We start from the raw sequence: 26370 nt of genomic DNA, 5'->3' as shown, positions 1-26370 counted from the left end.
GGCTGCGGACCGTCCGGCTAGTGCTCGTGCAGCTGCATGTCGTCGGCGCAGTTGAGGCAGTACACCGAGTAGGCCCTGCCGAGCACCGGCAGCGCCACGTTGCGCACCCGGATGCCGCCCGGCGTCATGCCCTTCTCGCTGCCCTTGTGCGCATGCCCGTGCAGGATCAGGTCGGCGCCGGCCGTGTCCACCGCCTCCGCCAGGAGGTAGCTGCCGAGGAAGGGGTAGATCTCGTGCGGCTCGCCCTCCAGCGTCTCCTTGATCGGGGAGTAGTGCGACAGCACCACGCGGTGGTCGGCGACGATCTCCTTCAACGCCACCTTCCACGCCTCGGCGATGTAGCGCGTGTGGGAGACGAAGTTCTTGATCTCGCGCTCGCCGAACTCGCTGGCGCACTTGCCCGCGAACCCGCCTCCGAACCCCTTCCCGCCGACCACGCCCAGCTTCTTGTCACCGCACTGCACCACCACGCCGTCGTCGTCCAGCACGATGACGCCGGCGTCACGCAGCTCGGCGGCCATCTCGTACTGCAGGTCGGAGTGGTAATCGTGGTTGCCGAGCACCGCGACGGCGGGGATCGGCAGGCCGCGCAGCTCGTCGGCCACCACCTTGCCCTCCTCCAGCGTGCCGTGCCGGGTGAGGTCCCCGGCCAGCATGAACACGTCCGCGCGGTCCTCGATGCCTTCGAGCTTCTTCCTGTACTGGCCTCTGACGTCCTCGCCTAGGTGGATGTCCCCCACGGCGGCTATACGCAGGTCAGTCAAGATGCTCATCCTCCCCCGGCGCGTTCGCCTCAACGACGTTGATCTCGTTGTGCACATGGAGCTCGGGCGCGACCTCGTGCGCCACCTGGCCGAGCCGCTCACGCTGCTCGGCCCCGCTCACCTGTCCGCGCAGGAAAAGCTGGTCGCCTCTGATATCGACGCGAATTCCGAGCTCGTGCGTGCGTCCGTCCTCGGCCAGCGCCTGCTGGACACGGGCCGCGACGTACTGCGGAGCTTCCATCGCTCGCCTCCTTCTTCTGTCGGCGCATGCCCGGCTGCGAACCGCTCAAACGGCTCGAATCAGCTCAATGACCGCCCGTTCGACGGGGCCCGCCGTGGCGAGCTGCCCGAAATTCGCGTCCGCCCCGAGCTCGGTCAGCGCCGCCGCGATCGTTCTGTCCTGGTCGTACGCCTCCACCACGCGCGGGTCCACGTACGACGCCCGCGCCACGGTCGGGGTGTTGCCCAGGTACTCCGCGACCTCGCGCATCACCCGCGTGACGGCGCGTTTCTTGCTGGTGACGCCCGTGCGCGCGGGCCTGGACACCGCCAGGCCCACCGCCGCCAGGACGGTGGCGTGCCAGGTGCGGAAGTCCTTGGCCGTGACCTCGTAGCCGATGATCTCGCGCAGGTACTCGTTGATGTCCTCGCTCCTGATGTCGCTCCAGCCGCCCCGGTGCCGGTAACGCAGCAGCTCGCCGTCCACGCCCAGCGCCTTGAGCGAGCGCAGCACCTTGCACGCGGCCGGGTCGGCCACCTCGACCTCGCGCGCCACGTCGCCCTTGGCCTGGTAGGAGCAGGTGACCACGCCGCCGGAGCAGGTGACGTGCTCCATCCTGAGCGTGGCCAGGCCGTAGGTGTCGTAGCTCTCGCCGCCGATGCGGAAGAAGCCGATGTCGAGCAGCCTGGCCGCGGCGGCCAGCACCCGCTGCCTGGTCAGCCCGCGCCCCTGGAGCTGGTCGTCCACGGCCTTCCTGAACGCGGGCAGCCGCTCGGCCACCTCCAGCACCCGGTCGAACTTGGCCCGGTCCTGCTGCTCGCGCCACAGGTCGTGGTAGCGGTACTGGCGCCGGCCCGCGGAGTCCGTGCCGACGGCCTGCAGGTGCCCCCTGGGTGACGTGCAGATCCACACGTCCTGCCAGGCAGGGGGGATGGCCAGCGCCCTGATCCGGGCGAGCGTGGCCGGGTCGCGCACCGGGCGGCCGTCGGGGCCCTCGTAGCTGAACCCGCGCCCGCGCCGCCGCCGCACGATGCCCGGCTCGCTCTGGTCGCTGGGGTGCAACTCGTCGGTACGTTGATCTCGCTCGGGCACGCAGGCGGGCTACCCCGGACGTTAGGCGGCAAACGGCACGGGCAGGTGAGCCGCATGTCTGACAACGGAGAATGGCACGAGGAACGGGACCGCAGAGGCCATGCCATGGTGCCTGCCACCCCGCGCGACATCATGCACGTCAGGGTGGGCTCCTTCATCCTGGTGTTCCTGTTCGCGTTCGCGGTGCTGGGGCTTCTCACCGGGGCTTTCCTCATCACGGGCGTCGCGGTCGTGCTGGCCATCGCCACGGCGGTCGACATCACGTTGGCCATACGGCGGCAGAAGCAGCAGCAAGGACCGGACAGAGAGGCGGGCTGATCACGACATGGCACCACTTCGTGGACGCGTGGTAGTGGTGACGGGCGCGAGCGGCGGGGTCGGGCGCGCGGTGGTGCGCGAGCTCGGCGCGCAGGGCGCCAAGGTGGCGCTGATCGCCCGCGGCACGGCCGGCCTGGGCGCCGCCGCCGTGGACGTGGGGGTGGAGGGCGGCACGGGGCAGGTGTACGAGGCCGACGTGGCCGACTACGAGCAGCTACGGGCGGCGGCGGAGCGCATCGAGAAGGAGATGGGCCCGATCTCCGTCTGGATAAACACCGCCTTCTCCTCCGTCTTCGCCAAATTCACCGATATTTCCCCAGATGAGTATGAGCGCACCACTGCGGTGACGTACCTGGGCTACGTCTGGGGCACCAAGGTCGCCCTCGACCTGATGCGCCCGCGCAACGCCGGCGCCATCGTCCAGACCGGGTCCGCCCTGTCGCAGCGCGGCATCCCGCTGCAGTCCGCCTACTGCGGGGCCAAGCACGCCATCAAGGGCTTCACGGAGTCGGTGCGTACCGAGCTCATGTCCGACGGCAGCAACGTGCACGTCACCCTCGTCCAGCTTCCGGCGGTCAACACCCCCCAGTTCGACTGGGTGCTGTCCAAGCTGCGCCGCCATCCGCAGCCCGTCCCCCCGATCTACCAGCCGGAGGTGGCCGCGCGGGCGATCGTGCACGCCGCCACGCATCCGGAGCGCAAGGAGTACTGGGTCGGCACCAGCACCGTCGCCACCATGCTCGCTCAGCGCGTCGCGCCTGCCCTGGTGGACCGCTACCTTGCCAGGACGGGTGCCCAGTCGCAGGTGACGGACGAGAAGGCGCCCACCGGGGTGGCGAACCTGTGGGAGCCCGCCGACGAGAACAGCGACTACGGGGCGCACGGCTCGTTCGACCACCGCTCGCACAAGCGCAGCCCCCAGCTGTGGCTCTCCCAGCACCGCGGCCCCGTCCTGCTCACCCTCGCGGGCACCGCCGCCGCCGCGGCCCTCGCCGCCGTACGGCGTACGCGGCGCGGTTGACCCACCCGCCCTTCCCCTGAGAGGACCCCGGCCGGAGCGCGGCGGCCGGGGGCGCGGGCGTGTGTGCCGAGTTAAGCGGCGACACCGGGGTAGGCGGGGCGGAAACCATCTCAGGGGAGGTCATGATGCCTGACCGCGATCTTCAGTACCTGGCCGAGCTGGCGGCGCAGTTGCGGGTGGACTCCGTGCGGGCGGCGGCGGAGGCCGGTTCCGGCCATCCGACCTCGTCCATGTCCGCGGCCGACCTGATGGCCGTGCTGTTCGCGTGCCACCTGCGCTACGACTTCGACAACCCGGGCAACCCGGCCAACGACCACCTGATCTTCTCCAAGGGACACGCCTCCCCCCTGCTCTACTCGCTCTACAAGGCGGCCGGGGTGATCAGTGACGAGGAGTTGCTGTCGTTCAGGCGAAGAGGCAGCCGGTTGGAGGGGCACCCCACGCCCCGGCTGCCCTGGGTGGACGTCGCCACCGGGTCGCTGGGACAGGGGCTGCCCGTGGGGGTGGGGGTGGCGATGGCCGGGCGGCTGGAGCGGGTGCCGTACCGGGTGTGGGTGTTGTGCGGTGACAGCGAGCTGGCCGAGGGCTCCATCTGGGAGGCGACCGAGCACGCGGGCAGCGAGGGGCTGGCGAACCTGACCGCGATCGTGGACGTGAACCGGCTCGGCCAGCGCGGCCCCACCAGGCACGGCTGGGACACCGGGGCGTACGCGCGCAGGTTCGGGGCGTTCGGCTGGCACACGATCGAGATCGACGGGCACGACCCCGGCCAGATCGACTACGCACTGAGCGACGCCCGCAACACGCGGCGGCGGCCGACCGTGATCCTGGCCAAGACCCGCAAGGGCGAAGGGGTCCTGGAGGTCGAGAACCGCGAGGGCGCCCACGGCAAGGCGCTGAAGGACCCGGGCAAGGCCGTCCAGGAGCTGGGCGGGCCCAGGAGCGTGCGGGTCGAGGTGCACAAGCCGGAGGTGGACGCGGCGCCGTTCCGGTTCGGGAGCAACGGGATGGCCCTGCCCTCGTACCCGGTGGGTGAGAAGGTGGCGACGCGGACGGCGTACGGGGCGGCGCTGGCGGCGCTCGGCTCGGCCCGCGGGGACGTGGTGGCGCTGGACGGCGAGGTGGCGGACTCGACGAAGACGGAGACGTTCGGCAAGGAGCATCCCGAGCGGTTCTTCGAGATGTACATCGCCGAGCAGCAGCTCGTCGCGGCGGCCGTCGGGCTGCAGGTGCGGGGGTGGAAGCCGTACGCGGCCACCTTCGCGGCGTTCCTGACCAGGGCGCACGACTTCATCAGGATGGCGGGCGTGAGCCGGGCGGACATCCGGCTGGTCGGCTCGCACGCCGGGGTGGCCATCGGCGAGGACGGGCCCTCGCAGATGGGCCTGGAGGACCTGGCGATGATGCGGACCGTGCACGGCAGCACCGTGCTGTACCCGTGCGACGCCAACCAGACGGTGGCCCTGATCGCCGAGATGGCGGACCTGGAGGGCGTGTCCTACCTGCGCACCACGCGGGGCGACACGCCGGTGATCTACCAGCCGGGTGAGCGGTTCCCCGTGGGCGGGTCGCGGGTGCTGCGGCAGTCGCCCGGCGACCGGGCCACGATCGTGGCGGCGGGCGTCACCGTGCACGAGGCGCTGGCGGCGGCCGACGACCTCCAGGCGGACGGCGTCCGCGTGGGGGTAATCGACCTGTACTCGATCAAGCCCGTCGACACGGCCGCGCTGGTCGAGGCGGCGACCACCACCGGCAACCTGATCACGGTGGAGGACCACCGGATCGAGGGCGGCCTGGGTGACGCGGTGATGGACGCGGTGAGCGAGCTGGGGCCGCGCGTGGTGAAGCTGGCCGTGACCGATCTGCCCGGGTCGGCGACGCCGCAGGAGCAGCTCGCCGACGCGCGGATCGACCGTCACGCCATCGCCGACGCGGTGAAGCGGCTGCTGTGAGCGGGGCGGCTGCGGGCGGGCATGAGTGAGGGCCGGCGATCCATCGAGATCGGCGGCCCTCTGGTCGGTCTGCCAGTGGCGCAGGTACGCCCCGCTCAGTCAGCGGGACTTCTTCGCCGTGGAGCTCTTCTTGGCAGCGGTCTTCGTCCTGGACGTCGACTTGGACGTCGTCGACTTGGGCCCCGACTTCACCTTGGACGTCGTCCTGGGGCCGGACTTCGAGGAGGAAGCCGCCTTCGTGCTGGTGGACTTGGCACCGGACTTCGTGCTGCTGGACTTCGTGCCGGTGGACTTCGTGCCGGTGGACTTCGTCGTGCCGGTGGACTTGGTCGTGCCGGTGGACCTCGTGCTGCTGGACTTCGCGCCGTTGGACTTCGTCGCGCCGTTGGACTTCGCGCCCGGGCGGGACTTGGCCGTGGCCGTCCTGTTGGCCTTCTGGATGGCGCCGACCAGCTCCTGCTTGGTCATCTTCGACCGGCCGGTCACTCCCAGCTTCGCGGCCACCTTCTGCAGGTGTTCCTTGCTGGCGTTGGCGTCCACGCCCTCGGCCGTCCGGCCGGAGCGGTCGGTGGCGCCCTTGTCGGAAGGGCCCTTGCCGTTCTTCGCCTCCCAGTGGTCGCCCACCTTCTCGAAGGAATGTTTCAGCGCGGCGAACGCGGTCATGTGGGCGCGCCGCCCCTCGCCGTACTCCTTGACGGCCGAGTCGTGCGCCTTGATCCACGTGTTCTGCGCCTTTTTCGGAGAACGCTTGATGGTCGACGGCAGCTCTTCAACGGCTGGCATGTCGATTCACCTCCTACAGCGGTGGTTCGTCGTAGTGGCGACGCTCCTCGTAGACCGTGGTCCTGCGCGTCTCGGGCTCCTCGTAGATCTCGTGACGGTGCACCGGCTCGTCGATCGGGCCGACCGCGCGGCGCGTGACGGTGATCCTGTATATGCCGAACAGGAGCCCGACCAGGCCACCGAGCATGAGGATGACGCCCACTACGTTGATGTCGAGGCCGGCGAGGTCGAACTCGACGGCCCAGGTGAGGATCGCACCGAGCATGATGAGGATGATGCTTCCGGCGATGGTCATCAGATTTACCTCCTTGACACGAAGGAACCTCTATCCACATGTCGAAAAACAAACCAGTCGTGATGATCGGGCTCATGGGCGCGGGTAAGACGACCGCCGGCCGCTTGATCGCTGAGGCGCTCGGGTTGCCCTTCACCGACAGCGACCAGTACCTCCAGGACAGGCACGGCGCCACCTCCGCGCCGATCGCCGCCCGCGAGGGCAAGCAGGCGCTGCACCGGTACGAGGCCGAGCACGTGCTGGAGTCGCTGGCGGGTGAGCCGAAGGTGATCGCCGCGGCGGCCAGCGTGCTGGAGAACGCCCAGGTGCGCGCGGCGATGCGCGCGGCGTTCGTGGTCTGGGTGGACGCCGACGACGCGGTGCTGGCCGAGCGCATGCGCACCAGCAAGCACCGCCCCGACTACGACCCGCGGGAGATGCGGGCCCGCCGCGAGGTGTACTTCCGCGAGGTGGCGGACCTGATCTGCGACGTCGGCGTGCTCAGCCCCGAGCAGGTGCGGGACACGGTGCTCGGGAAAATGGGTTTGCCCGGTGTTGATCGCGACTGATAGCCAGAAGGGATGTTCGCCGAGAAACCCACGCTGAAGGGTGCGCGCGTGACGCTGCGCCCGGTCGGTCCCGAGCACGTCGAGGGCCTGCTGGAACTGGTCTCCGACCCCGACGTGCGCAAGCTGACGGGCTCGCACGCCGAGTTCGACGCCGAGGGCCTGCGCCTGTGGTACGCCACGCGCGGCGACCATCCCGACCGCCTCGACCTGGCCATCATGGCGGACGGCGAGTACGTCGGCGAGGTGGTGCTCAACGAGCTCGACGCCGCCAACCTGGCGTGCAACCTGCGCATCGGGCTGATCGGCCCCCGCGTGTTCGGCAAGGGTTACGGCACCGAGGCCATCGAGCTGGTGCTCCGCCACGCCTTCACCACCACGCCGCTGCACCGGATCAGGCTGGGCGTCTACGCCTTCAACGAGCGGGCGCGGCACGTCTACAAGAAGCTCGGCTTCGTCGAGGAGGGCGTCGAGCGCGACGCGCTCCTGTGGGACGGGGAGTGGCACGACTGCGTGCTCATGGCCGTCCTGCGGCACGAGTGGCAGGCCGGATCGCGAAGCCTGGCATAATGATCATGACGCATGGGTCCCCCGAGGCGCGCGGGGGACCTGTGGCGTCCCTCCCGGTTACGTGGTCCCGGACAACCAATGGGCGGTGTCGTGCATCTAAGCTCCAGTGACGATGCGCTTGGTGCCCGGTGACCCAGAAAGGCTTGGCGGCTATTGGCTGGCTGCCAGGCTGGGCGCGGGCGGGCGCGGCGTCGTCTACGACGCCTACGACGACGAGGGCCGCAGGTTCGCGGTCACGGTGCCGCGGGGCGAGGTCGGACGCCGGTACGAGCGGGTGACCTGCCGCCGTCTGGCGGAGGTGGTCGCCGTCGGGTCCGACCAAGGCGTCCCGTACGTGGTGAGCGAGTTCGTGAACGGGCCCGACCTGCGGCAGGCCGTCGCGCTGCGGGGGCCGTACACGGGTGACGAGCTGGTCGCGCTGGCCGGGGCGCTGGCGGAGGTGCTGCGCGCGCTGCACGACGCGGGGCTGACCCACCGGGGGCTGAACCCGGAGAGCGTGCTGCTGGCCGACGACGGCCCCAAGGTGATCGAGCTGGGGCTGCCGGTCTCCGGGCCGGTGGGCGGGTACACCTACCAGGCGCCCGAGGTGCTCACCGGCCAGGCGGCCGAGGCGGCGGCGGACGTGTTCGCGTGGGGCGCGGTGGTGGTGTTCGCCGCGACCGGGCACGATCCGTTCCGCGGGGAGAGCCTCGGCGGCGTCATGCACCGGCTGCTGACCGTCGATCCCGACCTGAGCTGCCTGCCCGACTCCCTGTGCGAGCTGGTCGGGCGGGCGCTGGCCAAGGACCCCGCCGACCGTCCCACGGCGGCCGAGCTGCTGGTGGACGGCGTGGCGGAGCTGCGCCCGCCGCAGGCGTACGTGCGGCAGCGGTCGCTGGGCGAGCTGGCCGAGGAGGTGTACGCGGGGCTCACGCCCGCCCAGCAGCAGGAGGTGCCCGGCCTGCTGCTGCGCCTGCTCGACGGCGACACGCCGCACGACGAGGGCGACGTGCTGCGGCCGCTCATGGAGGCCGGCCTGCTGGTACGCCGCAGCGTACGCGTGACGGGCGTCGAGACCTCCGTCGGCAAGCTCGTGGCCGTCAGCGACGACCGGGTCGCGCCGGCCAGCGCCGCGCTCTACCGGGCCTGGCCGCGGCTGCGCGGCTGGGTGGCCGACGAGCGCGAGGGCATGCTGGTGCACCGCCGCATCCGCCAGGCCGCCAGGCACTGGTCCGAGCACCGGCGTGGGCGCGGCCACCTGCTGCGCGGTCAGGAGCTCGACACGGCGCTCGGCTGGGCCGCGACCAAGCGCCGCCACGTGCGGCTGAACCAGCTCGAACGCGACTTCATCAACGACAGCGTGGCCCTGTCCAAGCAGCGCAGGAAGCTGCTGGTGCCCTCCCTGACGACGGTGGCGGCGGTGCTGGCGGTGGCGGTCACGATGACCGTCGTGTCCGTTCACGGGCAGAACGACCTGCGCGAGCGCCTCATCGAGGCCGACGCCCGCGCCGTGGCCGCCAGGGCGGAGGCGCTGCGCACCTCCGACCCGCGTACGGCGATGCGGCTGAGCGTGGCCGCGTGGCGGCTGGCGCCGGTCTTCGAGGCGCGGGCGGCGCTGCAGGCCTCGCTGGTGCAGCCGGAGCTGGCCGTGTTCACCGATCCCGAGGCCGATGCGCGGGCCCGTTACCTGCTGCGCGGCGACTCGCTGGTCAGGTGGGACACCGGTGCGCTCACCGTCTGGGACGTGCCGTCGAGGCGGCGGGCGGCGTCGTACGCGCTGCCTGCCGGGGCCACGGCGCTGAGCGACGACGGCCGGTACGCGGAGGGGGGCGGCGGCGGGCCGATCGACGTGACCACCGGGCGCGCGCCCGCCGCCGCCGTCTACGCGATCAGCAGGGGGAACAGGACGCGGGTCTACCGGGGGACACGCGTGCTGCTCGACGTGCCGGACGCGAAGGTGGCGCTGTCGCCCGACGGGACTCGGGCGGCCGTCTCGCGGTCGACCGGGCGGGTCGAGCTGTGGGACCTGGCCGCGGGCCGTACCAGGACCGGGGTGGTGGAGGTCGAACCGCTCGCGGACGCGGCCGCCCCCGCCCTCGCCTTCAGCCCCGACGGGCGCACGCTGGCGGTGGCGGGGCGCGACGGGGTCACGCTGGTGGGGGCCAAGGACGTCCGGTCGCGTGCGGGGTCCGCGGAGACGTTCGGCGCGGCCGTGGAGCCGGGCCCCGATACCCCCGCCGACCTCGCCCGCAGCCCGGGGCCCGCCCCGCCCGCGGCCGCGCAGAGCCCTGGTGTGCTCGCGCTTCCGACCCCCGCCCAGGCCCGCCCCTCGGCCCCGGCCGCCTCCCCGGCTCCCGCCACGGCCGCCTCGCAGGCTCCAGCGACGGGCACCTCGCGGGCCCCCGCGACGGGTACCTCACAGGCCTCCACGGCAGCCGCCTCGCAGGCTCCCACGGCGGGCGCCTCACAGGCTCCCGCGGCGGGCGCGTCCGAGGGCACCGGCGCGGGCGCGCCGGCGACCGGGCGGGACGGGGTCCAGACCTTCAGCGCCGGCGGCGGCCAGACCGCCGGGCCGCAGGCCCGCGCGACCGGAACGGGCCGGCCGGACGCGCGGGCGGGGACGGCGCAACCCGACACGAAGACCCGCGCGAGCGAGGCCACCAGGCCGGGCACCGGCGACTCGGGCACCGCCCGGCCGCAGCCTCGCGCGACCGGAGCGGACCGGCGGGACGCCGGCGATGCGGGTGCCGGGCAGCCCGACGGCGGCGATCCCCAGGCGGCGCGCACCCGCGACAGCGAGGCGGCACGCGCCCGCGACGGCGAGGCGGCACGCGCCCGCGACGGCGAGGCGGCGCGGACCCGCGACGGCGAGGCGACCCGGCCGGGCGGCGATACGGGGGCCGCGCCGACCACGGGGCGGGAGGCCGAAGCCGGGCCGCCGCAGGACGGGGCGTGGGGGGCCGAGGTCGTGGAGGGGCTGGAGACGACCCCTGACGCGTCGGCGGGCCCGCTGGTCTTCAGCCCTGACGGCCGCCTGCTGGCACTCCCCGGCGACGGCGAGGTACGCGTCTGGAACGTCGCCGAGCGCCGCCTGGCCGGCTCCTACCCCCTCCAGAACCCCGGCCACGGCCTGACCTTCTCCTCGGACGGCCGCCAGCTGCGCTACCTCAGCGGCAGCGGCTCGGTCGTCTCGCTCGACGTGTCCGGCCTGCCGGCGCCGTCCGACGACGGGCACGTCGCCGCGTTCTCCGGCAACGGCCGGGTCGCCGCCAAGGAGGTCGGCGACGCCATCGAGCTCACCGACACCGAGGAGCACAGGAAGCTGGGCCGCATCGCGGCGGCCGGCGACCTGGCGTTCGACGCGGGCGGGCGGCTGCTGGCGGTGGCGGGCGACCCGGTGACCGTGTGGGAGGTGGCCGGCGGCAGGCAGGTGTCCATGATCAGGGCGGGCGGCGACGTGCCCGCCGTGGCGCTCTCCCCCGACGGCGGCACCCTGGCCACCGCTCGCGGAACGCTGCTGGAGACGTGGGAGGTGCGCACGGGGCGGCGGATCAAGGCGTACGCGGGCGCGGGCGACCTGGCGCTGGCCTTCAGCCCCGACGGCGCCACGCTGGCCGCCGGGCCGAACCTGCTCGACCTGTCCACCGGCCGGATCACCCCGCTCGACCTGAGCGACGGCGCGGCCCCGACGGCGCTGGCCTTCTCCCCCGACGGCGCCAGGCTGGCGATCGCGCTGGACGCCGGCAGGGTGCTGCTGTGGGACGTACGCGAGCGCGAGCCCATCGGCACGATCGAGACCGGCTCGGCCCCGGTGGACGAGCTGCGCTTCTCCCCCGGCGGCGACCTGCTGGCCGTCGACGCCGCCCGTACCTCGCTCTGGGACACCGCGGCACTGCGCGAGGTCGGCCAGGTCGGGTCGTGGGCCGCCGGGCTGGCCTTCAGCCAGGACGGCAAGCGGCTGCGCGGGGTCGCGCTCGACGGGACCGTACGGGAGGTCGCGGTCGACCCGGGGCTGACGGCGCGCGAGGTGTGCGCGCGGGCGGGCGGGGCGCTGAGCAGGGCGGAGTGGGCGCGCCTGATCCCGGAGAGCGGCTACCAGGACAGCTGCTGACCCTGCGGACGGACGCCCCGCCGACCCGGCGCCGCCTTCGGCGGCCTGCTTGCGGCGGCGCTTGCTGCGGCTTGCTCCGGTCAGTCGACGACCTTGAGCACCTTCCCCTGGGGGTTGGCCACCAGGTAACCGCCCCGGTTGTACTCGTCGGATGCGTAGACCAGCAGCACCTGCCTCGTCGAGGTGAACGAGTAGTCGGGGTCCACGATCATGTGGTGGGAGATCGGAGCGCGCGCGCCGAGGTCCTGCTTCGCCTTCTTGAGCAGGTTCGGCAGGGCGTTCCAGTTGAACTTGGCCAGGTCCACCAGGGGCGTGTCGAACGTGCTTCCCGCCGTGGGGCCGGTGACCTCGCCGTCGCGGTAGTCGTAGCTGTCGTAGACCTCCGGGTCGTCCTTGCGGGGCACGTAGACGGAGGCGTGCGTCGGATGGATCGACATCTTGACGACCTTGGTGCCGCCGATGACCGGCTTCAGCTTGGCGATCATCCCGCGCATGCCGGCCGGGGTCAGCAGGTCCTTCTCGGCGGGCTGCTCCGTGGGTTCGTCCGTGCGTTCATCCGTGGGGTCGTCCGTGGGGTCGTCCGTGCGCTCCTCGACGGGCTCATCGGCTGGTTCCGTGGTGGCGGGGCCGGTCCCGAGGCTCAGGCTGGTGGCTCGCGGGTCGCCGCCGGCGCCCGGGGTGGCTGGCGGGAGGAACCGCCACACCAGCACGGCCGCCACCACCGCGATCGCCGCCGCGGACACGGACACCGCCACCACCGCTCCGCGCCGGCTGCGGCGCGTGTTCGCGGTGTCCGCGCCCTGGACCGGCCCCGGGCCCCACGGGGGCTGCTGCGGGGCCTTCGCGTACCCGGGCGGCACGGTCTGCCCTGCGGCGGACGGGAAGGCGTGCCCGGGCGGCACGGTGTGCCCGGCAGGCGGGAAGGCGGGCGCGGGCTGCGCGGGGCCGGAGAAGGCAGGCGCGCCCGGCCCGGAGGAAGCGGGCGCAGGCTGCGCAGGCCCAGAGAAGGCAGGCGCGCCCTGCACGGGCCCGGAGGAAGCGGGCGCGGGCTGCGCGGGCCCGGAGAAGGGGGGCGCGGGGTGCGCGGGCCCGGAGAAGGGGGGCGCGGGGTGCGCGGGCCCGGAGAAGGGGGGCGCGGGGTGCGCGGGCCCGGGGAAGGCGGGGCCGGGAGCCATGGGCTGCGGCGTCGCGGGGCCGCCGGCGTACGGGCCGGGCTGCGGGGGTGTGCGGCCGGCTTCGGCCTCCGCCAGCATCCGGTCCAGGGTCTCGGGGTCCGGCCGGGCCGACGGCTCCCGGACGAGCAGGGCGCTCAGCACGGGGGTGAGCGCCCCGGCCCGCTCCGCGGGCGGCACGTCCTGGTTGAGCACCGCGGCGAGCGTCGCCAGCGTGGTGCCGCGGCGCAGCGGGTGCCGCCCCTCCACCGCGACGTACAACATCATGCCCAGTGACCACAGGTCGGAGGCGGGATCGCCCTCGACCCCGTTGATCCGCTCGGGCGCCATGTACTCGGGCGAGCCGATGAACGACCCGGTGGCCGTGAGGCTCGTGGACTCCCGCATCGCCGCGATGCCGAAGTCCGTCAGTACCGAGCGGCCGTCCTCGCGCAGCAGCACGTTGGCGGGCTTGACGTCGCGGTGCTGGATGCCGACCGAGTGGGCGGCCCGCAGCCCGGACAGCACCTCCCGCCCCAGCCGCGCCGCCTCCCTGACCGGTAGGGGGCCGTGCTGGAGGTGGTCCTGGAGGGAGCCGCCGGTGACCAGCTCCATGACGATCCAGGGGTAACCGTGCTCCCCCGGGTCCACGATGTGGTGGATGGTGGCCACGTGGGGGTGGTTCAGCCGGGCCAGGGCGCGGGCCTCGCGCAGCACCCTGGAGCGCAGCTCGCGGGCGAGGGTGGGGTCGTGCTCCTCGATGGCGGGGTCGGGCGGGCGTACCTCCTTGAGCGCGACCTCGCGGTGCAGGGCCACGTCCCAGGCGCGCCACACCAGGCCCATGCCCCCGCCACCGAGCCGCTCCACGAGCTCGAAGCGACCGTCGATCACCCTCTTGTCCATGCGGGAAGCGTAGGGCCGGGCCGCCGGGGTCCGCTACGCGCCCGGCTTGTCCTCCAGGCGCGGGAACAGGACGGCGCCCTTGGTGATCGTCGAGCCGGCCGGGAGCCTGCCCCATTCACCGGCGTCCTGGACCCGCTGGCCGGCGAGGGCGCCGAGGGCGGGCTCCGCGCCGAGCGACTCCCAGAGCCGCTGGGAGCTCTCGGGCATGAACGGGTTCAGCAGCACCGCGACCGCGCGCAGGGACTCCGCGGCGGTGTAGAGGATCGTCGCCAGGCGGGCCCGGCCCTCCGGGGAGGCGTCCTTGGCCACCTTCCACGGCTCCTGCTCGGAGATGTAGCCGTTGACCTGCTTGACGAAGTCGAAGATGGCCTGGATGCCGGCCTGGAACTCCACGTCGTCGCCGATCTTCCTGTCGGCTTCCGCGACCGTCTTGGCCAGGCTGTCGTGGACGGCCCTCTCGGCCTCGCCGTCGGCGGTCGCCTCGGGCAGGACGCCGTCGAAGTACTTGCCGACCATGGCCGCCACGCGGGAGGCGAGGTTGCCGTAGTCGTTGGCCAGCTCGGAGGTGTAGCGGGCGGCGAGGTCCTCCCAGGAGAACGAGCCGTCCTGGCCGTAGGCGATCGCGCGCAGCAGGTACCAGCGGAAGGCGTCCACCCCGAAGTGGGAGGTGATGTCGCGCGGGCTGATGCCGGTCAGGTTCGACTTCGACATCTTCTCGCCGCCGACCAGCAGCCAGCCGTTCGCGACGATGCGGCCGGGCAGCCGCAGCCCGTTGGCCATCAGCAGCGCCGGCCAGATGACCGCGTGGAAGCGGAGGATGTCCTTGCCGATCAGGTGCACGTCGGCCGGGAAGCTGCCCTCGAACGTGTCCTGGTTCTGGTTGTAGCCGACCGCCGTCGCGTAGTTGAGCAGCGCGTCCACCCACACGTAGATGACGTGCCGGCCGTCCCACGGGACGGGCACGCCCCAGTCGAAGGTCGAGCGGGAGATGGACAGGTCCTGCAGGCCCTGCCGGACGAAGTTGACGACCTCGTTGCGGGCGGACTCGGGCTGGATGAAGTCCGGGTTGGCCTCGTAGTGAGCGAGCAGCCTGTCGCCGTACTCGCTCAGCTTGAAGAAGTAGTTCTCCTCCTTGAGGATCTCCACCGGCCGCTTGTGGATCGGGCAGAGCTGCTCACCCGCGTGCTCGCCCTCACCGGCGATCAGTTCGCCGGGGAGTTTGTACTCCTCGCAGCCCACGCAGTACGGGCCCTCGTACCCGCCCTGGTAGATCTCCCCCTTGTCGTACAGGTCCTGGACGAACTCGCGCACCCGGTCGGTGTGCCGCTTCTCCGTGGTGCGGATGAAGTCGTCGTTGGCGATCTCCAGATGCCGCCAGAGGGGTTTCCACGCCTCCTCCACGAGCTTGTCGCACCATTCCTGCGGGCTCACCCCCTTGGCCTCGGCGGTGCGCAGCACCTTCTGGCCGTGCTCGTCGGTGCCCGTCAGGAACCACACCCGCTCGCCGCGCTGCCGGTGCCAGCGCGTGAGCACGTCGCCCGCGACGGTCGTGTACGCATGGCCCAGGTGCGGAGCGTCGTTGACGTAGTAGATGGGAGTGGTGACGTAGAACGCCTTTCCACTCTGATTCCCTGATCCGGAGGCCGCCATGGGCGAGATCCTACTGGCCGCGTGACCGTCGTTTCGCGTGAACGGGCCGGACGCCGGATCCGCCGCGCGAGCAGGATGCTGCCGGTCAGGCGAGCGTGGCCAGCTCGTCCGCCGCTACGCCGTGCGCGAACGGCAGGCCCCGGGCGTACCTGTCCAGCTCGTCCACGGCCAGGTCGGCGATGCGGGCCAGCTCCCCGCCCAGCGACCCGGCGATGTGCGGGGTGAGCAGGACGTTCGGCAGGTCGTACAGGGGCGAGTCCGCCGGCAGCAGGTCGGGCTCGGTGACGTCGATGACCGCGTACAGCCGCCCGGAGGCCAGCTCGGCGACGAGCGCGTCCTGGTCGACGAGCACGCCGCGGGCGGTGTTGATCAGCGTGGCGCCGTCGCGCATGCGGGCCAGGCGGGCGGCGCTGACGAGGTGGCGGGTCTCGGGCAGCGCGGGCGCGTGCACGCTGACCACGTCGCACCGCTCGAACAGCTCGTCCAGCTCGACGTGCGGCACGCCCAGGTCCTCGGTCAGGTACGGGTCCGCGACCAGCACGTCCAGCTCGAACGGCCGCAGCAGCTCGATCACCCGCCGCCCGATCTTGGACGCGCCGATGATGCCGACCGTGCGGCGGTAGTTGCCGAACCCGGGGAACATCCCGTCGTAGTCGAGCCGCGTCTCCCGGTGCTCCCGGTAGAGGCGGGCGATGTCGGTCACCCGCTTGTTGGCGAACAGGATCGCGGCCAGCGTGTACTCGGCGACGGGCTCGGCGTTGGCCGCCGCCGCGGAGGAGACGAGCAGGCCGCGCTCCCAGCACGCCTCGGTGACGTGGTGCTTGACCGAGCCGGCCGCGTGCACGACGGCCCGCAGGCGCGGCGCGGCGGCCAGCACCTCGGCGGTGATGGGCGGGCACCACCAGCTCGTGTAGAGCACCTCCGCCTCGGCCAGCGCGCCGGCCACGGCCGGGTCGGCGAAGTCGGCGGCCACCAGGCCGGGGTCCACGTCGGCGATCGCGACCAGGCGCTCGCGCACCGGCCCCGTGATGAGCCGGGTGGCGATGTCGGGTCCCATCGCGAGCAGGGTCTTCGGCCGCGAAACGGTCATCACGCTCCCCCGAACGTCAATACGGTCAACGCGATCATAACGATCACGCGCGGGCCGGGCCCGCGCGGGCCGCCTTGACGGCGCCACCGGGGGCGCGTCACTCACCGAGATCGCTCAGCTTCCCGATCAGCGCTGTCCGGGAGGTGATGCCGAGCTTGGTGTAGATGTGGCTCAGGTGGTACTCGACGGTCTTGACGCTCAGCACCAGCTTGCGTGCCGCCTGCCGGTTGGTCAGCCCCCTGCTGATCAGCACCGCGACCGTGTGCTCCTGCGGCGTCAGGCCGAGCCTGGCGGTGTCCTGCGGGCGCAGCACCGCCCGCCCGCTCGCGGCCAGCTCCAGGTCGCACTGCTCCAGGTACGGCAGCGCGCCCAGCCTGGAGAGCGTGAGCTGCGCCGCTTCGAGCTGCTCGGCGGCGGCCGAGCGGCGGCCCCTGCGGCGCAGGAACGTTCCGTAGGCGAGCTGGATCCTCGCCTCCTCGAACGGTGTCTCGATCTTGGCGGTGTGCTCCAGCGCCACCTGGTAGCAGGCCTCCGCCTCGCCCGGCTCGTGCCTGGCCGCGTGCAGCCCCGCCCTGGCGCGCGCGGCGGCGGCCAGGGCGCCGCGCCGCTCCCTGTCCAGGGCCAGCAGCTCGCACGGCAGGAGGACCTGCTCGGCCTCCTCCGGCCTGCCGGCGTTGACCAGGGCGTCGGCCAGGAGCGTGCGCCAGAGCACGGCGGCCGGCTCGTCGGGCAGGTCCGTCCTGGTGAGCGGGGTGAGCGCGGTGACGACCGCGTCGTGGTCGCCGCGGGCCGTGGCCACCAGGGCCTCGGCGGCGGCCGTGCTGACCTGGGCGCAGACGTTGCCGGGCGAGCACGCGGCGCGGGCGGCGCGTACGTGGGTGGCGGCCCGCTCCCACTCGCCGCGCGCGGCCGGCACGAGAGCGGCCACGGCGTGCGCGTAGCTCGCCAGCCACGCCTGGCCGAAGTCGTCGGCGGTCGAGGCGCCGAGCTCGGCGTGCCCGGCGGCGTCGTCCCACCTGCCGAGCCGGTACTCGGCCTGGGCCAGCGTGATCGCCACCAGGAGCTGGAACGGCGCCGACCTGCCGGCACTCACGGCGAGCAGGCCGAGCAGGTCCGCCTGCGCGCCTGTCAGGTCGTCGGCCCACAGGCGCAGGGTGCCGCGGCCGAGCAGCGCGCCCAGCTCCCCTGCCGTGCCCTGGGCCGGCACCGGCAGCTCGGCGCTTGCCGCCAGCCCCTCCTGGACGTGCCCGGCCAGCCCCAGCCCGACCAGCCGGGCGAACCGCACGAACGCCCGCCCGCCGCCGGCCGCCTCGGCACCGCACGGCTGCCGCCGACGAGCAGCCACCCGCCCACCGCTCGCCCCGCCCTCCGCCGCCCCGCCCTCCTTCGTGGCGCGTTCCGTCGTGCCGCGTTCCGTCGTGCCGCGCTCCGCCGTACCGCGCTCCGCCGTACCGCGCTCCGCCGTGGCGCGTTCCGCCCAGCGGGCCGCGTCCGCGCCGCGGCCGCGGAGCAGGCCGGCCATCGCCTGGCGGGCGGCGATGGCCGAGGCGAGCCACGCGTCGCCGCCCGCGTGCGTCCACGCCTCGTCGAGCAGCCGCACCGCCTCCTCGACCCGCCCCGCCACCAGCGCCACCGACCCCTGCACGTAACCGTGCACCCCGCGATCCCCGCCGGGCGCCACCTGGGCTCCCAGCACCCCGGCGTCTCCCGGCCGGCCGGCGGCCAGCAGGGCCTCCACCGCCTCGGCGATCAGCCGGTCCCGTTCCGGCCCGTTCTCCGTGAGCTGCACGGCCCGGGTCAGGCACCCGCACGCGCCGGCCCAGTGCCCGGCCGCCGCCTGCCGCCGCCCCACCAGGGCGACCTCGCGGACGAGCGCGTCGTCCACCTGGTCGGCGGCGGCGAGCCGGTGGTGCAGCCGATGCACCACGTCGTCCACCAGGGAGGCGGCCAGCAGGTGCAGCCGCCGCCGCGTGGCGGGCCCGAGGTCGTGGTAGACGGCCGCCCTGACCAGCGGGTTCGGGAAGCCCACCGACACCCCCGCCCCCGTACGCCACTCCACGAGCAGCCCGGCGGCGGTGAGCTGTTCCAGCGCGGGCAGCGGCTCGGCCAGCTCGGCCATGCGGGCCACGAGGTGCAGGGGCGCGGACGTGCCGAGCGCGGCGGCGGCCGTGAGCAGCCGCTGCGCGGAGGTCTCGCACCCGACCAGCCGCCCGCGCACCAGCGTGGCGTACGCGCGCGGCGCCGGCAGCGGGGCGTCCACGTCGGCCAGGGTCTCGGCGCGCACCTGCTGGAGCAGCGCCCGCGCGTGCAGCGGCACGCCCTTGGTGTGCTCGTGCAGCCGCTCGGCGGCCTGGGGCGTCAGCCGTACGGGACCGAGCCCGGCGCTGAGCGCCTGCAGCTCGCGCGCGCTCAGCCCGCCCAGCGGCAGCCGCAGCGCCGCGCTGCTGCGCAGCAGCCGCCGCAACCCTTCGGGCAGCCGGGGATGGTCGTTCTCCCTGACGATCACGACGGCGAGCACCCGGTCGGTACGCAGCCGCCGCAGCGCGAACGTCAGCGCCTGCAACGAGGGCAGGTCCGCCCAGTCCGCCCCGTCGATCGCGACGACCACGGGCGCGGTGAGCTGGAGCTGGGCCAGCAGCTCCAGCAGCGCGGCCCCCACCGCCAGCGGGTCGGGGGTGGCCCCGGCGGCCAGCCCGGCCAGCACCTCGGGCACGTGCTGCGCCTGCGCCCCGAGCTGGGCCAGCACTCCGTACGGCAGCTCGGACTCGCCGTCGTCCCCGCTGACCTCCAGCACGACCGCGTTCTCGATCGCGGACAGGAACTCCCCTGCCAGCGCCGTCTTGCCGATCCCGGCCGGCCCCTCCAGCACGACGAGGCTCGACCTTCCCTCACAGACCCGCCCGAGCTGGGCGTGGAGCACCGCCAGTTCCCGGCACCGGCCGACGAACTGTTCGTCCCGGGAGCGCTCGGGTCCCTTGCGGAGGGCGCGGGCTGCCATCGGACTCACCCCCTCGCCGGATGTTCCCTGGGCCGAAGTTCATCGTGTGCCTTGGCCCGGCGGGCGTCCAGTGTCCTTGACCCGAGTCAGCTCTTTCGGTCATTAGGGAAACGCCCCGGGGTAATCCCCAGGGCGTTCCCTGATGCTCGCGGCAAAACCCGTTCATACCGTCCAACGTGGACGAATGCCCCAAACGCCGGGAGAACATGATGCCGTCCTACATCGCAGAGGAGCAGCGGGGAGCGGAGACACGGATCCTCAACGTGCTGTTCCCCACGATCCTCCAGGGACTCCAGCTGACCCACCAGGCAGCGGACCAGTTCGGCGCACGTCCGCAACAGGCGCACATGCTGCCGATGAGGCCGCGCATGGAGCACCGGCCCGTGGAGTACCAGCAGCACCAGTACGCCGGCCCGGAGACCTACGCCCGGCTCGCCGCCGACCGGTCGTTCATGGACGTGGCCGCCGTCCTCATGCCGGTCGTGCAGGCCATCATCCCGCCGCTGGTGGAGCAGCTCCTCTCCTTCGGCCCGGCCAAGGCCGACACCGACCAGAACGAGGAGGACCGTTTCCTGCAGTTCGTGCCGCACCTGCTCGGCACGGTCACCCCGATCATGATGCAGGTGCTGCCCGGCCTGCTCCAGGCCATGCACGGCATGCGGGCCGAGCACCCCGTACGCGTGACCGACCGTGAGCTCAACCAGCGCTACTTCGGCCCTATCGCGCAGGCCACGCTGCCCGCGATCGTCTCGCAACTCCCCGAGCTGCTGGCCATCGTGCACGGCGACCAGCGCTCCCCCCTCCGCTACGAGCGCATGCCCGGCCGCGGCCCGATGCAGCTCATGCGGATCACCAGGAACGACCTCGCCAGCGCCCACCGGCTGCGCGACGGCGACGTCCTCCACCTGACCGAGACCCCGGCCCAGCCCGGCACGACCGAGATCCGCATCACGACGGCGCCGCACAGCATCTGGTGGAAGGGCATCCAGGTCACCGACGAGACCGACAGGCAGCTCTGCTTCGTCGAGACCGACGGCGACCGCTACGCCGTCTTCGAGTCCAGGGCCGTGCAGGCCGGCGGCTCGATCGTGCTGTGGAAGGCGCGGATGTTCGGCGAGCACGCGCCGATGTACGTCATCCCGGTCGGCGACCTGTCGCCGGACGGCAAGTGCTTCAACTTCCACTGGGCCGCCGACTGATGGCCGGGCCCACGCTGCGGCTCGGCAGCAGAGGAGAAGAGGTCAGGCGGCTGCAGGAACTGCTGCGCGCCCGCGGCCACCGGGTACGGGCCGACGGGTACTTCGGCGGCGCCACCTACGGGGCCGTGCTGAGCGTCCAGCAGCGCGCGGGGCTGCCCGCCGACGGCGTGGCGGGCCCCGCCACGTGGCGGGCGCTCGGCCGGACCCCGACGGCCATGGCGGACGAGCCCCGCCCGGACGGGCAGGCCGAGTGGACCGTCATGATCTACATGGCGGGCAACAACAACCTGTCCGACGCCGCGGGACGCGACCTGGAGGAGCTGCGCGCCGTCCAGTCCTACAACGGCGTCCGGGTCACCTGCTTCGTCAAGCGGCAGGACGCCGGCGGGCGGGCCCAGCACATGGAGATCAGGGCAGGCGGCGCGCCCGACCTGATCGAGGAGCTGCACCCGCCGGTCGACTCCGGCCACCCCCAGACGCTGCTGGACTTCGTGCGCTGGTCCGCCGCCCGCGCGCCCGCCAGGCGGTACGCGCTGGTGATCTGGAACCACGGCGGCGGCTGGACCCCGGACGACCTCGACCAGATCTACACCCAGGTCAGGGGCCGCGCGGTCCGGCGCGACGTGGAGAGCGGCTACGTCCGCAGGGCGCCGCGCGCGGCGATGGCCGACGGCGAGCCGGCCTTCTCGGAGCTGTCCAGGCTGACGGAGTCGCAGGAGATCACCAAGGCGCTGTTCACCACGTCCCTGACCGAGGTGCTCCGCCTGCCGACCGGGCAGGACCGGGCGATCGCCGGCGACGACGGCACGCTGCACTCGCTGGACACCATCGAGCTGTGCAACGTCATGCGGGCCGTCCACCAGGACCTCGGCCGGCCGATCGACCTGCTCGGCATGGACGCCTGCCTGATGAGCAACCTCGAGGTCTGCTACGAGATCCGCGAGCACGCCGGCGTCGTGGTGGGCTCGGAGGAGCTCGAACCCAACGAGGGCTGGCCGTACACCGAGATCCTCACCGCCATGGCGGCCGACCCGCGCATGGACGCGCGCGAGCTCGGCCGGATCGTGGTGGAGGAGTACGTCAAGTCCTACCGCGGCACGCACCAGACCGTCACCCAGTGCGCGGTGGACGCGACGCGCATCGAGGAGTTCATGCGCGAGTTCCAGACGCTGGCCGAAGGCATGCGCCGGCAGGTGCGGGTCAACCGGTCCGTGGTGGACAGCGTGCAGTCGGTCGCGACCCGCTTCCACATCGACCGGTCGCTGACGGACCTGCGCACGATCTGCCTGGCGCTGGTGGCCGACTCGCGGACCGACCCGACGCTGGCCTCGGTGGCCGACAAGCTGCTGGCCATCCACGGGCCGGGCGGCTTCGTGATCAACGAGGGGCACCTGGGCGAGAAGGTCGAGGAGTGCGGCGGGCTGAGCGCGTACTTCCCGATGGAGCGCACGATCTCGCGCTACTACGGGGACCTCCAGATCGCCCAGCACACCGAGTGGGACGAATTCCTCAGGGACTACGCGAAGGCGCGTACCATCAGACGGTAGGAGGGCGTCAGAGGCCACATGCCGGCGTTCCGCCGGCGTCGCTGGGGCTATTGCGGCCCGGGACCGGCCGCAATAGCCCCTACCTTTACTGTCATGGATCCCCTCATCAGCCGCAGGGCGCTCAACCGGGCCACGCTGGAGCGCCAGCACCTGCTGCGCCGCACCGGCAGCTCCGTGACCGAGGTCGTGGAGCACCTGGGCGGGCTGCAGGCGCAGACCCCGCACACCTGGTACACCGGCCTGTGGAACCGCATCGCCGGGTTCAGGCCCGCCGACGCCGCCGACCTGCTGCTCTCGCGCGAGCTCGTGCGCATCGCGCTGCAGCGCTCCACCATCCACCTGGTCTCCGCCCGCGACTGCCTGGCCATGCGGCCGCTGCTGCAGGCGGTGACCGAGCGCATGACGCGCACGACGTTCGGCAAGCGGCTGGCGGGCGTGGACCTCGACGAACTGGCGACGGCGGGGCGGGCGCTGCTGGAGGAACGGCCGATGACGTTCGCCGACCTGGGGCGGGCGCTGGCCGAGCGCTGGCCCGGCAACGACCCGCACGCGCTGGGCCAGGGCGTGCGCTGCCTGGTGCCGCTGGTGCAGGTGCCGCCGCGCGGCGTGTGGGGGAAGAGCGGGCCGATCGCCCACACGAGCGCGGAGTCCTGGATCGGGTTCGAGGTGCCGCCGATGACGCCGGCCGAGCTGGTGCGGCGCTACCTGGCCGCGTTCGGGCCCGCGTCGGTGCAGGACGTGCAGGCGTGGTCGGGGCTGACCCGGCTGGGCGAGGTGGTCGAGTCGATGGACCTGGTCAGGTTCAGGGACGACGCCGGCAGGACCCTGTACGACCTCCCGGACGCGCCCCGGCCCGGCGAGGACGTGCCCGCCCCGGTGCGCCTCATGTACGACTTCGACAACCTCTTCCTGTCCTACGCCGACCGCTCCAGGGCGATCACCGAGACCGGGGCGGCGGTGCTCCAGGGCTTCATGGGCACGAACGTGATGCCCCGCGTGATCCTGGTGGACGGTGTCACGGCCGGCGACTGGACGGTCACCCGGGCCAAGGGCGTCTCCACGCTCAACCTCCACCAGTGGGAGCCGATCAAGGTCCTGGACGAGGCCGAGGAGGAGGGACGGCGGCTGCTGGAGTTCCTGGCCCCGGGCGACAAGCACGAGATCTCAGTCCTTGACGGCCCCTCCAAGTCCTGACACCAGCCGCCGCTGAACGGCGACGAAGAAGATCAGCACCGGGATCGTCATCAGCGTCGAGGCCGCCATGATCCCGCCCCAGTCGTTCTCGTCCGGTTTGAAGAAGACGAGCAGCGCCGCGGGCAGGGTCTGGTTGTCCTTGGCGGAGATGATGAAGGTCCTGGCGAAGACGAAGTCGTTCCAGGCGGTGATGAAGGAGAACACGCTGGTCGCCACCAGTCCGGGCGCGACCAGCGGGAACAGGATGCGCCACAGCACGGTCGCCCGCCCGGCCCCGTCGATCATCGCCGCCTCCTCCAGCGCCTCGGGCACGGCGGCGACGAACCCGCGCATCATCCAGATCGCGAACGGCAGCGTGAACGCGAGCTGCACCACGACCAGCGAGACCAGCGTGTTCAGCAGCCCCAGGTCCCGCACCACGAAGAACAGCGGGATCGTCAGCGCCTCGACCGGCACCATCTGCGCGATCAGGAACATGATCAGCACGGTCGTCCTGAACCGGAACCTGAACCTGGTCACCGCCACGGCCGCGAGGAACGCCACCGCGGCCGATAGCACGACCACGCTCAGCGCCACGCCCGCGCTGTTGAGCAGGTAACGCCCGAAACCCTCCCCGGTCAGCACCCTGGCGAAGTTGTCCAGGGTCGGGTGGAGGGTCCACGGCCTGACGTCCAGCGACTGGATCTCGCCGTCGGGCTTGAGCGCCGACAGCACCATCCAGTACAGCGGGAACGCGGTCAGGAACGCGACCACGCAGGCCACCGTGCCGGGGACGATTCTCCTCATAGCCGTTCCCCTCCGCGATGCAGCGCCCGGATGTAGAGCAGGGTGAACACCAGCAGCACGAGCGTCATGACCACGGCGATGGCCGAGCCGAGCCCGTACTCCGAGGAGCCGAACGCGGTCTGGTAGGCGTAGACGTTCAGCACGGTGTTCTGCCCGGCGACGCCGCCGCCGTTGGTCATCACGTAGATCTGGGTGAACACCTTGAAGTCCCAGATCACCGACTGGATGACGACGATGGTGACCAGGGGCCGCAACATCGGCACGATCACCTTCCAGAACGCGTGCCAGGCAGAGGCCCCGTCGAGCGCCGCCGCCTCCAGCACCGAGCCGGGGATGGCCTGGATGCCCGCGTACAGGGTGAGCATGACCAGCGGGAACGAGTGCCACACGATCGTCGCCCCGACCACGAGGAAGGTCACCCACCGGTCGTAGAACCAGTTGAACCCGTCCAGGCCGAGCACCTGGTTGACCAGCCCGAGATCGGCGTCGAACAGGAACATCCACACGGTGCTGCCGGTCATCGCGGGCGCCGCCCACGCGCCCAGCGCGGCCAGCGACAGCGCGGTCCTCGGCACCGGCCCGGTGCGGGTCAGCAGCACCGCCAGCGCCGCTCCGACCGCCAGCGTGGCCAGCACCAGCGCCGCCGCGAAGGCGACGGTCTGCAGCAGCACCTCCCAGAACCGGCCGTCGCCCAGCAGCGTCGCGTAGTTCCCGAATCCGACGAACGTGCTCGGCTGCCCGCCGCTGACCTGGGCCTGCCGGTAGTCGAAGACCGACAGCAGGCCCAGCATGTAGAGCGGGTAGCCGAACAGCGGCACGAGCACGGCCGCGGCGGGCAGCAGGTAGAGCCACGGCCGGTGGTCGAACCGGGCTCTCACGAGCGGCCGAAGGCCGTCTTGACGGCGGCTGCCGCCTCGGTGGTGGCGGCGTCCACGGTGGCCTGGCCGGTGGCGATCTTCTGCAGCATCGTGGGGATGACCTTGCCGTTGTCGATCTTCACCCAGGCGGGGTCGATCGGCACGAACCTCGTGCCCTTGGCGACCGTGTCGAGGAACGGCTTCAGGAACGGGTCCTTGGCCGCCAGCTCGTCCCGCGCGGAGGTCAGCGTCGGCAGGTTGCCCATGGCCTCGTACATCTTGACCTGGTACGCCTTGCCGCCCAGCAGCTCGACGAACTCCACCGCCAGCGTGCGGTGCCTGGCGTGCTTCATGACGCCGAGGTTGTTGCCCCCGGCGAAGGCCGGCGCGATCGAGCCCTCGGCCGAGCCGGGCAGCGGGACCACCGCGTACTTGCCGGCCGCCGCCCCCGCGTCCACGGCGGAGCGGTTGAAGTTGCCCAGGATGCCCATCGCGGCCTTGCCGCTCGCGAACAGCTCGACGGTCTTGCCGCCGGTGAGCGACACGCAGGCCCGGGGCGGGCAGATGTCGTCCGCGAGCAGGTCCGTGTACGCCTTGACGCCCTTGCGCGAGGCCGGTGAGTCGAGGGCGGTGATGTCGCCGCCGGCGTCCCAGACGAAGGGCAGGGCGCCGAAGGTGTACTCGCCGCCGACGGCGATGCCGTACAGGCCGGGCTTCTTCGCGCGGATCGTGCGGGCGGTCTCGGTCAGCTCGGCGATCGACGACGGCGGCTCCAGTTTCAGCTCCTCGAAGACGTCGGTGCGGTAGTACAGGGCGCGGACGCCGATGAACCAGGGCATGCCGTACTGCTTGCCGTTCACGGTGGCCGACTCGACCAGGGCCGGCGTCAGGTCCCCGGCCGGGAGGCCGAGCTCGGCGAACCCGCCGGCGGCCGCGTACTCGGCCAGGTCGGTGTTGCCGTACTCGGCCACGTCGGGCGAGCTGGCCGGGTCGTTGAAGGCGCCCTTGAACCTCTCGTGCCTGGCCGGCGTGGTCGGGATGTAGGTCACCTCGACCTGGACGCCGGCGTGCGCGGCGGTGAACTCCTTGATGGCCTCGCCGACGACCTTCTCCTTGGGCGCGCGGTTCGGCTCGTCGAAGAGCCAGACCCGCAGCGTGCCGGTCTTCTCGTCGGCGCCGCCCGGGGCGGGGGCGGTCGAGGGGGCGCAGGCGGCCAGCGCGAGCAGGGCGGCGCCGGCGGCAACATAGTTAAGAAACTTCACTATTACCTCCCGAGCGCGACCCTAGGAAGCGCCGGGCGGGACGGAAAGCGCTCACGCAGGTTGTTGTGCAATGCACAACAGCA

20 protein-coding genes and 1 pseudogene are annotated in these 26370 nt (G+C 72.6%); 9 read left to right on the top strand and 12 right to left on the bottom strand.

The window, feature by feature from the left end; genetic code table 11:
• Positions 1-17: 17 nt before the first annotated feature.
• Genes AB0I79_RS15645 through AB0I79_RS15635 form a run of 3 tightly spaced genes read right to left on the bottom strand, consistent with a single transcriptional unit; the run spans position 18 to position 2076 of the window.
• The gene (locus tag AB0I79_RS15645; protein WP_357872592.1) at positions 18-764 is read right to left on the bottom strand and encodes a metallophosphoesterase; all 747 of its coding nucleotides are present in this window, start codon (positions 762-764) and stop codon (positions 18-20) included.
• Positions 757-1005: a BON domain-containing protein gene (locus AB0I79_RS15640; RefSeq protein ID WP_148442239.1), complete on the bottom strand. Its 249-nt coding sequence runs from the start codon at positions 1003-1005 to the stop codon at positions 757-759. The genes AB0I79_RS15645 and AB0I79_RS15640 overlap by 8 nt, the downstream gene beginning before the upstream one ends.
• A gap of 45 nt (positions 1006-1050) precedes the next feature.
• On the bottom strand, positions 1051-2076 hold the full coding sequence (locus tag AB0I79_RS15635) for a DNA topoisomerase IB (RefSeq protein ID WP_357872589.1): 1026 nt from the start codon (positions 2074-2076) through the stop codon (positions 1051-1053).
• Positions 2077-2130: 54 nt separating this feature from the next.
• On the opposite strand from AB0I79_RS15635, the gene AB0I79_RS15630 reads away from it, so the two are divergent.
• From AB0I79_RS15630 to AB0I79_RS15620, 3 genes are all read left to right on the top strand, one after another.
• The gene (locus AB0I79_RS15630) at positions 2131-2394 is read left to right on the top strand and encodes a hypothetical protein (RefSeq protein ID WP_357872586.1); all 264 of its coding nucleotides are present in this window, start codon (positions 2131-2133) and stop codon (positions 2392-2394) included.
• A 7-nt stretch (positions 2395-2401) separates the two neighbouring features.
• Complete coding sequence (locus AB0I79_RS15625) at positions 2402-3415, top strand: SDR family oxidoreductase (protein ID WP_357872584.1); 1014 nt, start codon at positions 2402-2404, stop codon at positions 3413-3415.
• Positions 3416-3537: 122 nt separating this feature from the next.
• Positions 3538-5367: a transketolase gene (locus tag AB0I79_RS15620; RefSeq protein WP_357872581.1), complete on the top strand. Its 1830-nt coding sequence runs from the start codon at positions 3538-3540 to the stop codon at positions 5365-5367.
• A gap of 402 nt (positions 5368-5769) precedes the next feature.
• On the opposite strand, the pseudogene AB0I79_RS15615 reads toward AB0I79_RS15620, so the two are convergent.
• Together AB0I79_RS15615 and AB0I79_RS15610 are read right to left on the bottom strand one after the other, a co-directional pair.
• Positions 5770-6150 (bottom strand): annotated as a pseudogene (locus AB0I79_RS15615) (ChaB family protein); the annotation flags it as partial.
• Between the two features lie 13 nt (positions 6151-6163).
• Positions 6164-6445, bottom strand: coding sequence for a hypothetical protein (locus AB0I79_RS15610; RefSeq protein WP_080045654.1), 282 nt, complete (start codon positions 6443-6445; stop codon positions 6164-6166).
• Positions 6446-6483: 38 nt separating this feature from the next.
• Between AB0I79_RS15610 and AB0I79_RS15605 the strand changes: the two genes are divergently transcribed.
• From AB0I79_RS15605 to AB0I79_RS15595, 3 genes are all read left to right on the top strand, one after another.
• A complete protein-coding gene (locus AB0I79_RS15605) occupies positions 6484-6993 on the top strand; it encodes a shikimate kinase (protein ID WP_357872579.1) in 510 nt (169 codons plus the stop codon).
• A gap of 48 nt (positions 6994-7041) precedes the next feature.
• Complete coding sequence (locus AB0I79_RS15600) at positions 7042-7560, top strand: GNAT family protein (RefSeq protein WP_357872576.1); 519 nt, start codon at positions 7042-7044, stop codon at positions 7558-7560.
• Between the two features lie 112 nt (positions 7561-7672).
• Positions 7673-11650 (top strand): protein kinase, encoded by a 3978-nt coding sequence (locus tag AB0I79_RS15595; protein ID WP_357873060.1) that lies wholly within the window; start codon positions 7673-7675, stop codon positions 11648-11650.
• 80 nt (positions 11651-11730) lie between these two features.
• On the opposite strand, the gene AB0I79_RS15590 is transcribed toward AB0I79_RS15595, so the two are convergent.
• From AB0I79_RS15590 to AB0I79_RS15575, 4 genes are all read right to left on the bottom strand, one after another.
• Positions 11731-13704: a protein kinase gene (locus AB0I79_RS15590; protein WP_357872573.1), complete on the bottom strand. Its 1974-nt coding sequence runs from the start codon at positions 13702-13704 to the stop codon at positions 11731-11733.
• 33 nt (positions 13705-13737) lie between these two features.
• Positions 13738-15354: a methionine--tRNA ligase gene (gene metG / locus AB0I79_RS15585; RefSeq protein WP_357872571.1), complete on the bottom strand. Its 1617-nt coding sequence runs from the start codon at positions 15352-15354 to the stop codon at positions 13738-13740.
• A gap of 85 nt (positions 15355-15439) precedes the next feature.
• Positions 15440-16444 (bottom strand): hydroxyacid dehydrogenase, encoded by a 1005-nt coding sequence (locus tag AB0I79_RS15580; RefSeq protein ID WP_357872569.1) that lies wholly within the window; start codon positions 16442-16444, stop codon positions 15440-15442.
• 97 nt (positions 16445-16541) lie between these two features.
• Entirely contained in the window at positions 16542-19442 is a 2901-nt protein-coding gene (locus AB0I79_RS15575) for an AAA family ATPase (protein ID WP_357872566.1), read from the bottom strand.
• A gap of 176 nt (positions 19443-19618) precedes the next feature.
• On the opposite strand from AB0I79_RS15575, the gene AB0I79_RS15570 reads away from it, so the two are divergent.
• The 3 genes from AB0I79_RS15570 to AB0I79_RS15560 all read left to right on the top strand — a co-directional run bounded on the left by AB0I79_RS15570 (position 19619) and on the right by AB0I79_RS15560 (position 23382).
• Entirely contained in the window at positions 19619-20641 is a 1023-nt protein-coding gene (locus AB0I79_RS15570) for a hypothetical protein (RefSeq protein ID WP_357872564.1), read from the top strand.
• The gene (locus AB0I79_RS15565) at positions 20641-22188 is read left to right on the top strand and encodes a clostripain-related cysteine peptidase (RefSeq protein ID WP_357872562.1); all 1548 of its coding nucleotides are present in this window, start codon (positions 20641-20643) and stop codon (positions 22186-22188) included. The genes AB0I79_RS15570 and AB0I79_RS15565 overlap by 1 nt, the downstream gene beginning before the upstream one ends.
• 93 nt (positions 22189-22281) lie before the next feature.
• A complete protein-coding gene (locus AB0I79_RS15560) occupies positions 22282-23382 on the top strand; it encodes a winged helix DNA-binding domain-containing protein (RefSeq protein WP_357872560.1) in 1101 nt (366 codons plus the stop codon).
• On the opposite strand, the gene AB0I79_RS15555 is transcribed toward AB0I79_RS15560, so the two are convergent.
• The 3 genes from AB0I79_RS15555 to AB0I79_RS15545 are packed head-to-tail and all read right to left on the bottom strand — an operon-like array spanning position 23353 to position 26287.
• Positions 23353-24168 (bottom strand): carbohydrate ABC transporter permease, encoded by an 816-nt coding sequence (locus AB0I79_RS15555; RefSeq protein WP_357872558.1) that lies wholly within the window; start codon positions 24166-24168, stop codon positions 23353-23355. The genes AB0I79_RS15560 and AB0I79_RS15555 overlap by 30 nt on opposite strands.
• Positions 24165-25046, bottom strand: coding sequence for a sugar ABC transporter permease (locus AB0I79_RS15550; protein WP_357872556.1), 882 nt, complete (start codon positions 25044-25046; stop codon positions 24165-24167). Before AB0I79_RS15550 ends, AB0I79_RS15555 begins: the two co-directional genes overlap by 4 nt.
• Complete coding sequence (locus AB0I79_RS15545) at positions 25043-26287, bottom strand: extracellular solute-binding protein (protein ID WP_357872554.1); 1245 nt, start codon at positions 26285-26287, stop codon at positions 25043-25045. Before AB0I79_RS15545 ends, AB0I79_RS15550 begins: the two co-directional genes overlap by 4 nt.
• Positions 26288-26370: the final 83 nt, after the last annotated feature.

Origin of the sequence: Nonomuraea sp. NPDC050202, assembly GCF_040656115.1 — a bacterium.
In the GTDB taxonomy this organism is placed as follows: domain Bacteria; phylum Actinomycetota; class Actinomycetes; order Streptosporangiales; family Streptosporangiaceae; genus Nonomuraea.
This window is presented reverse-complemented; position numbering and strand designations above follow the sequence as displayed.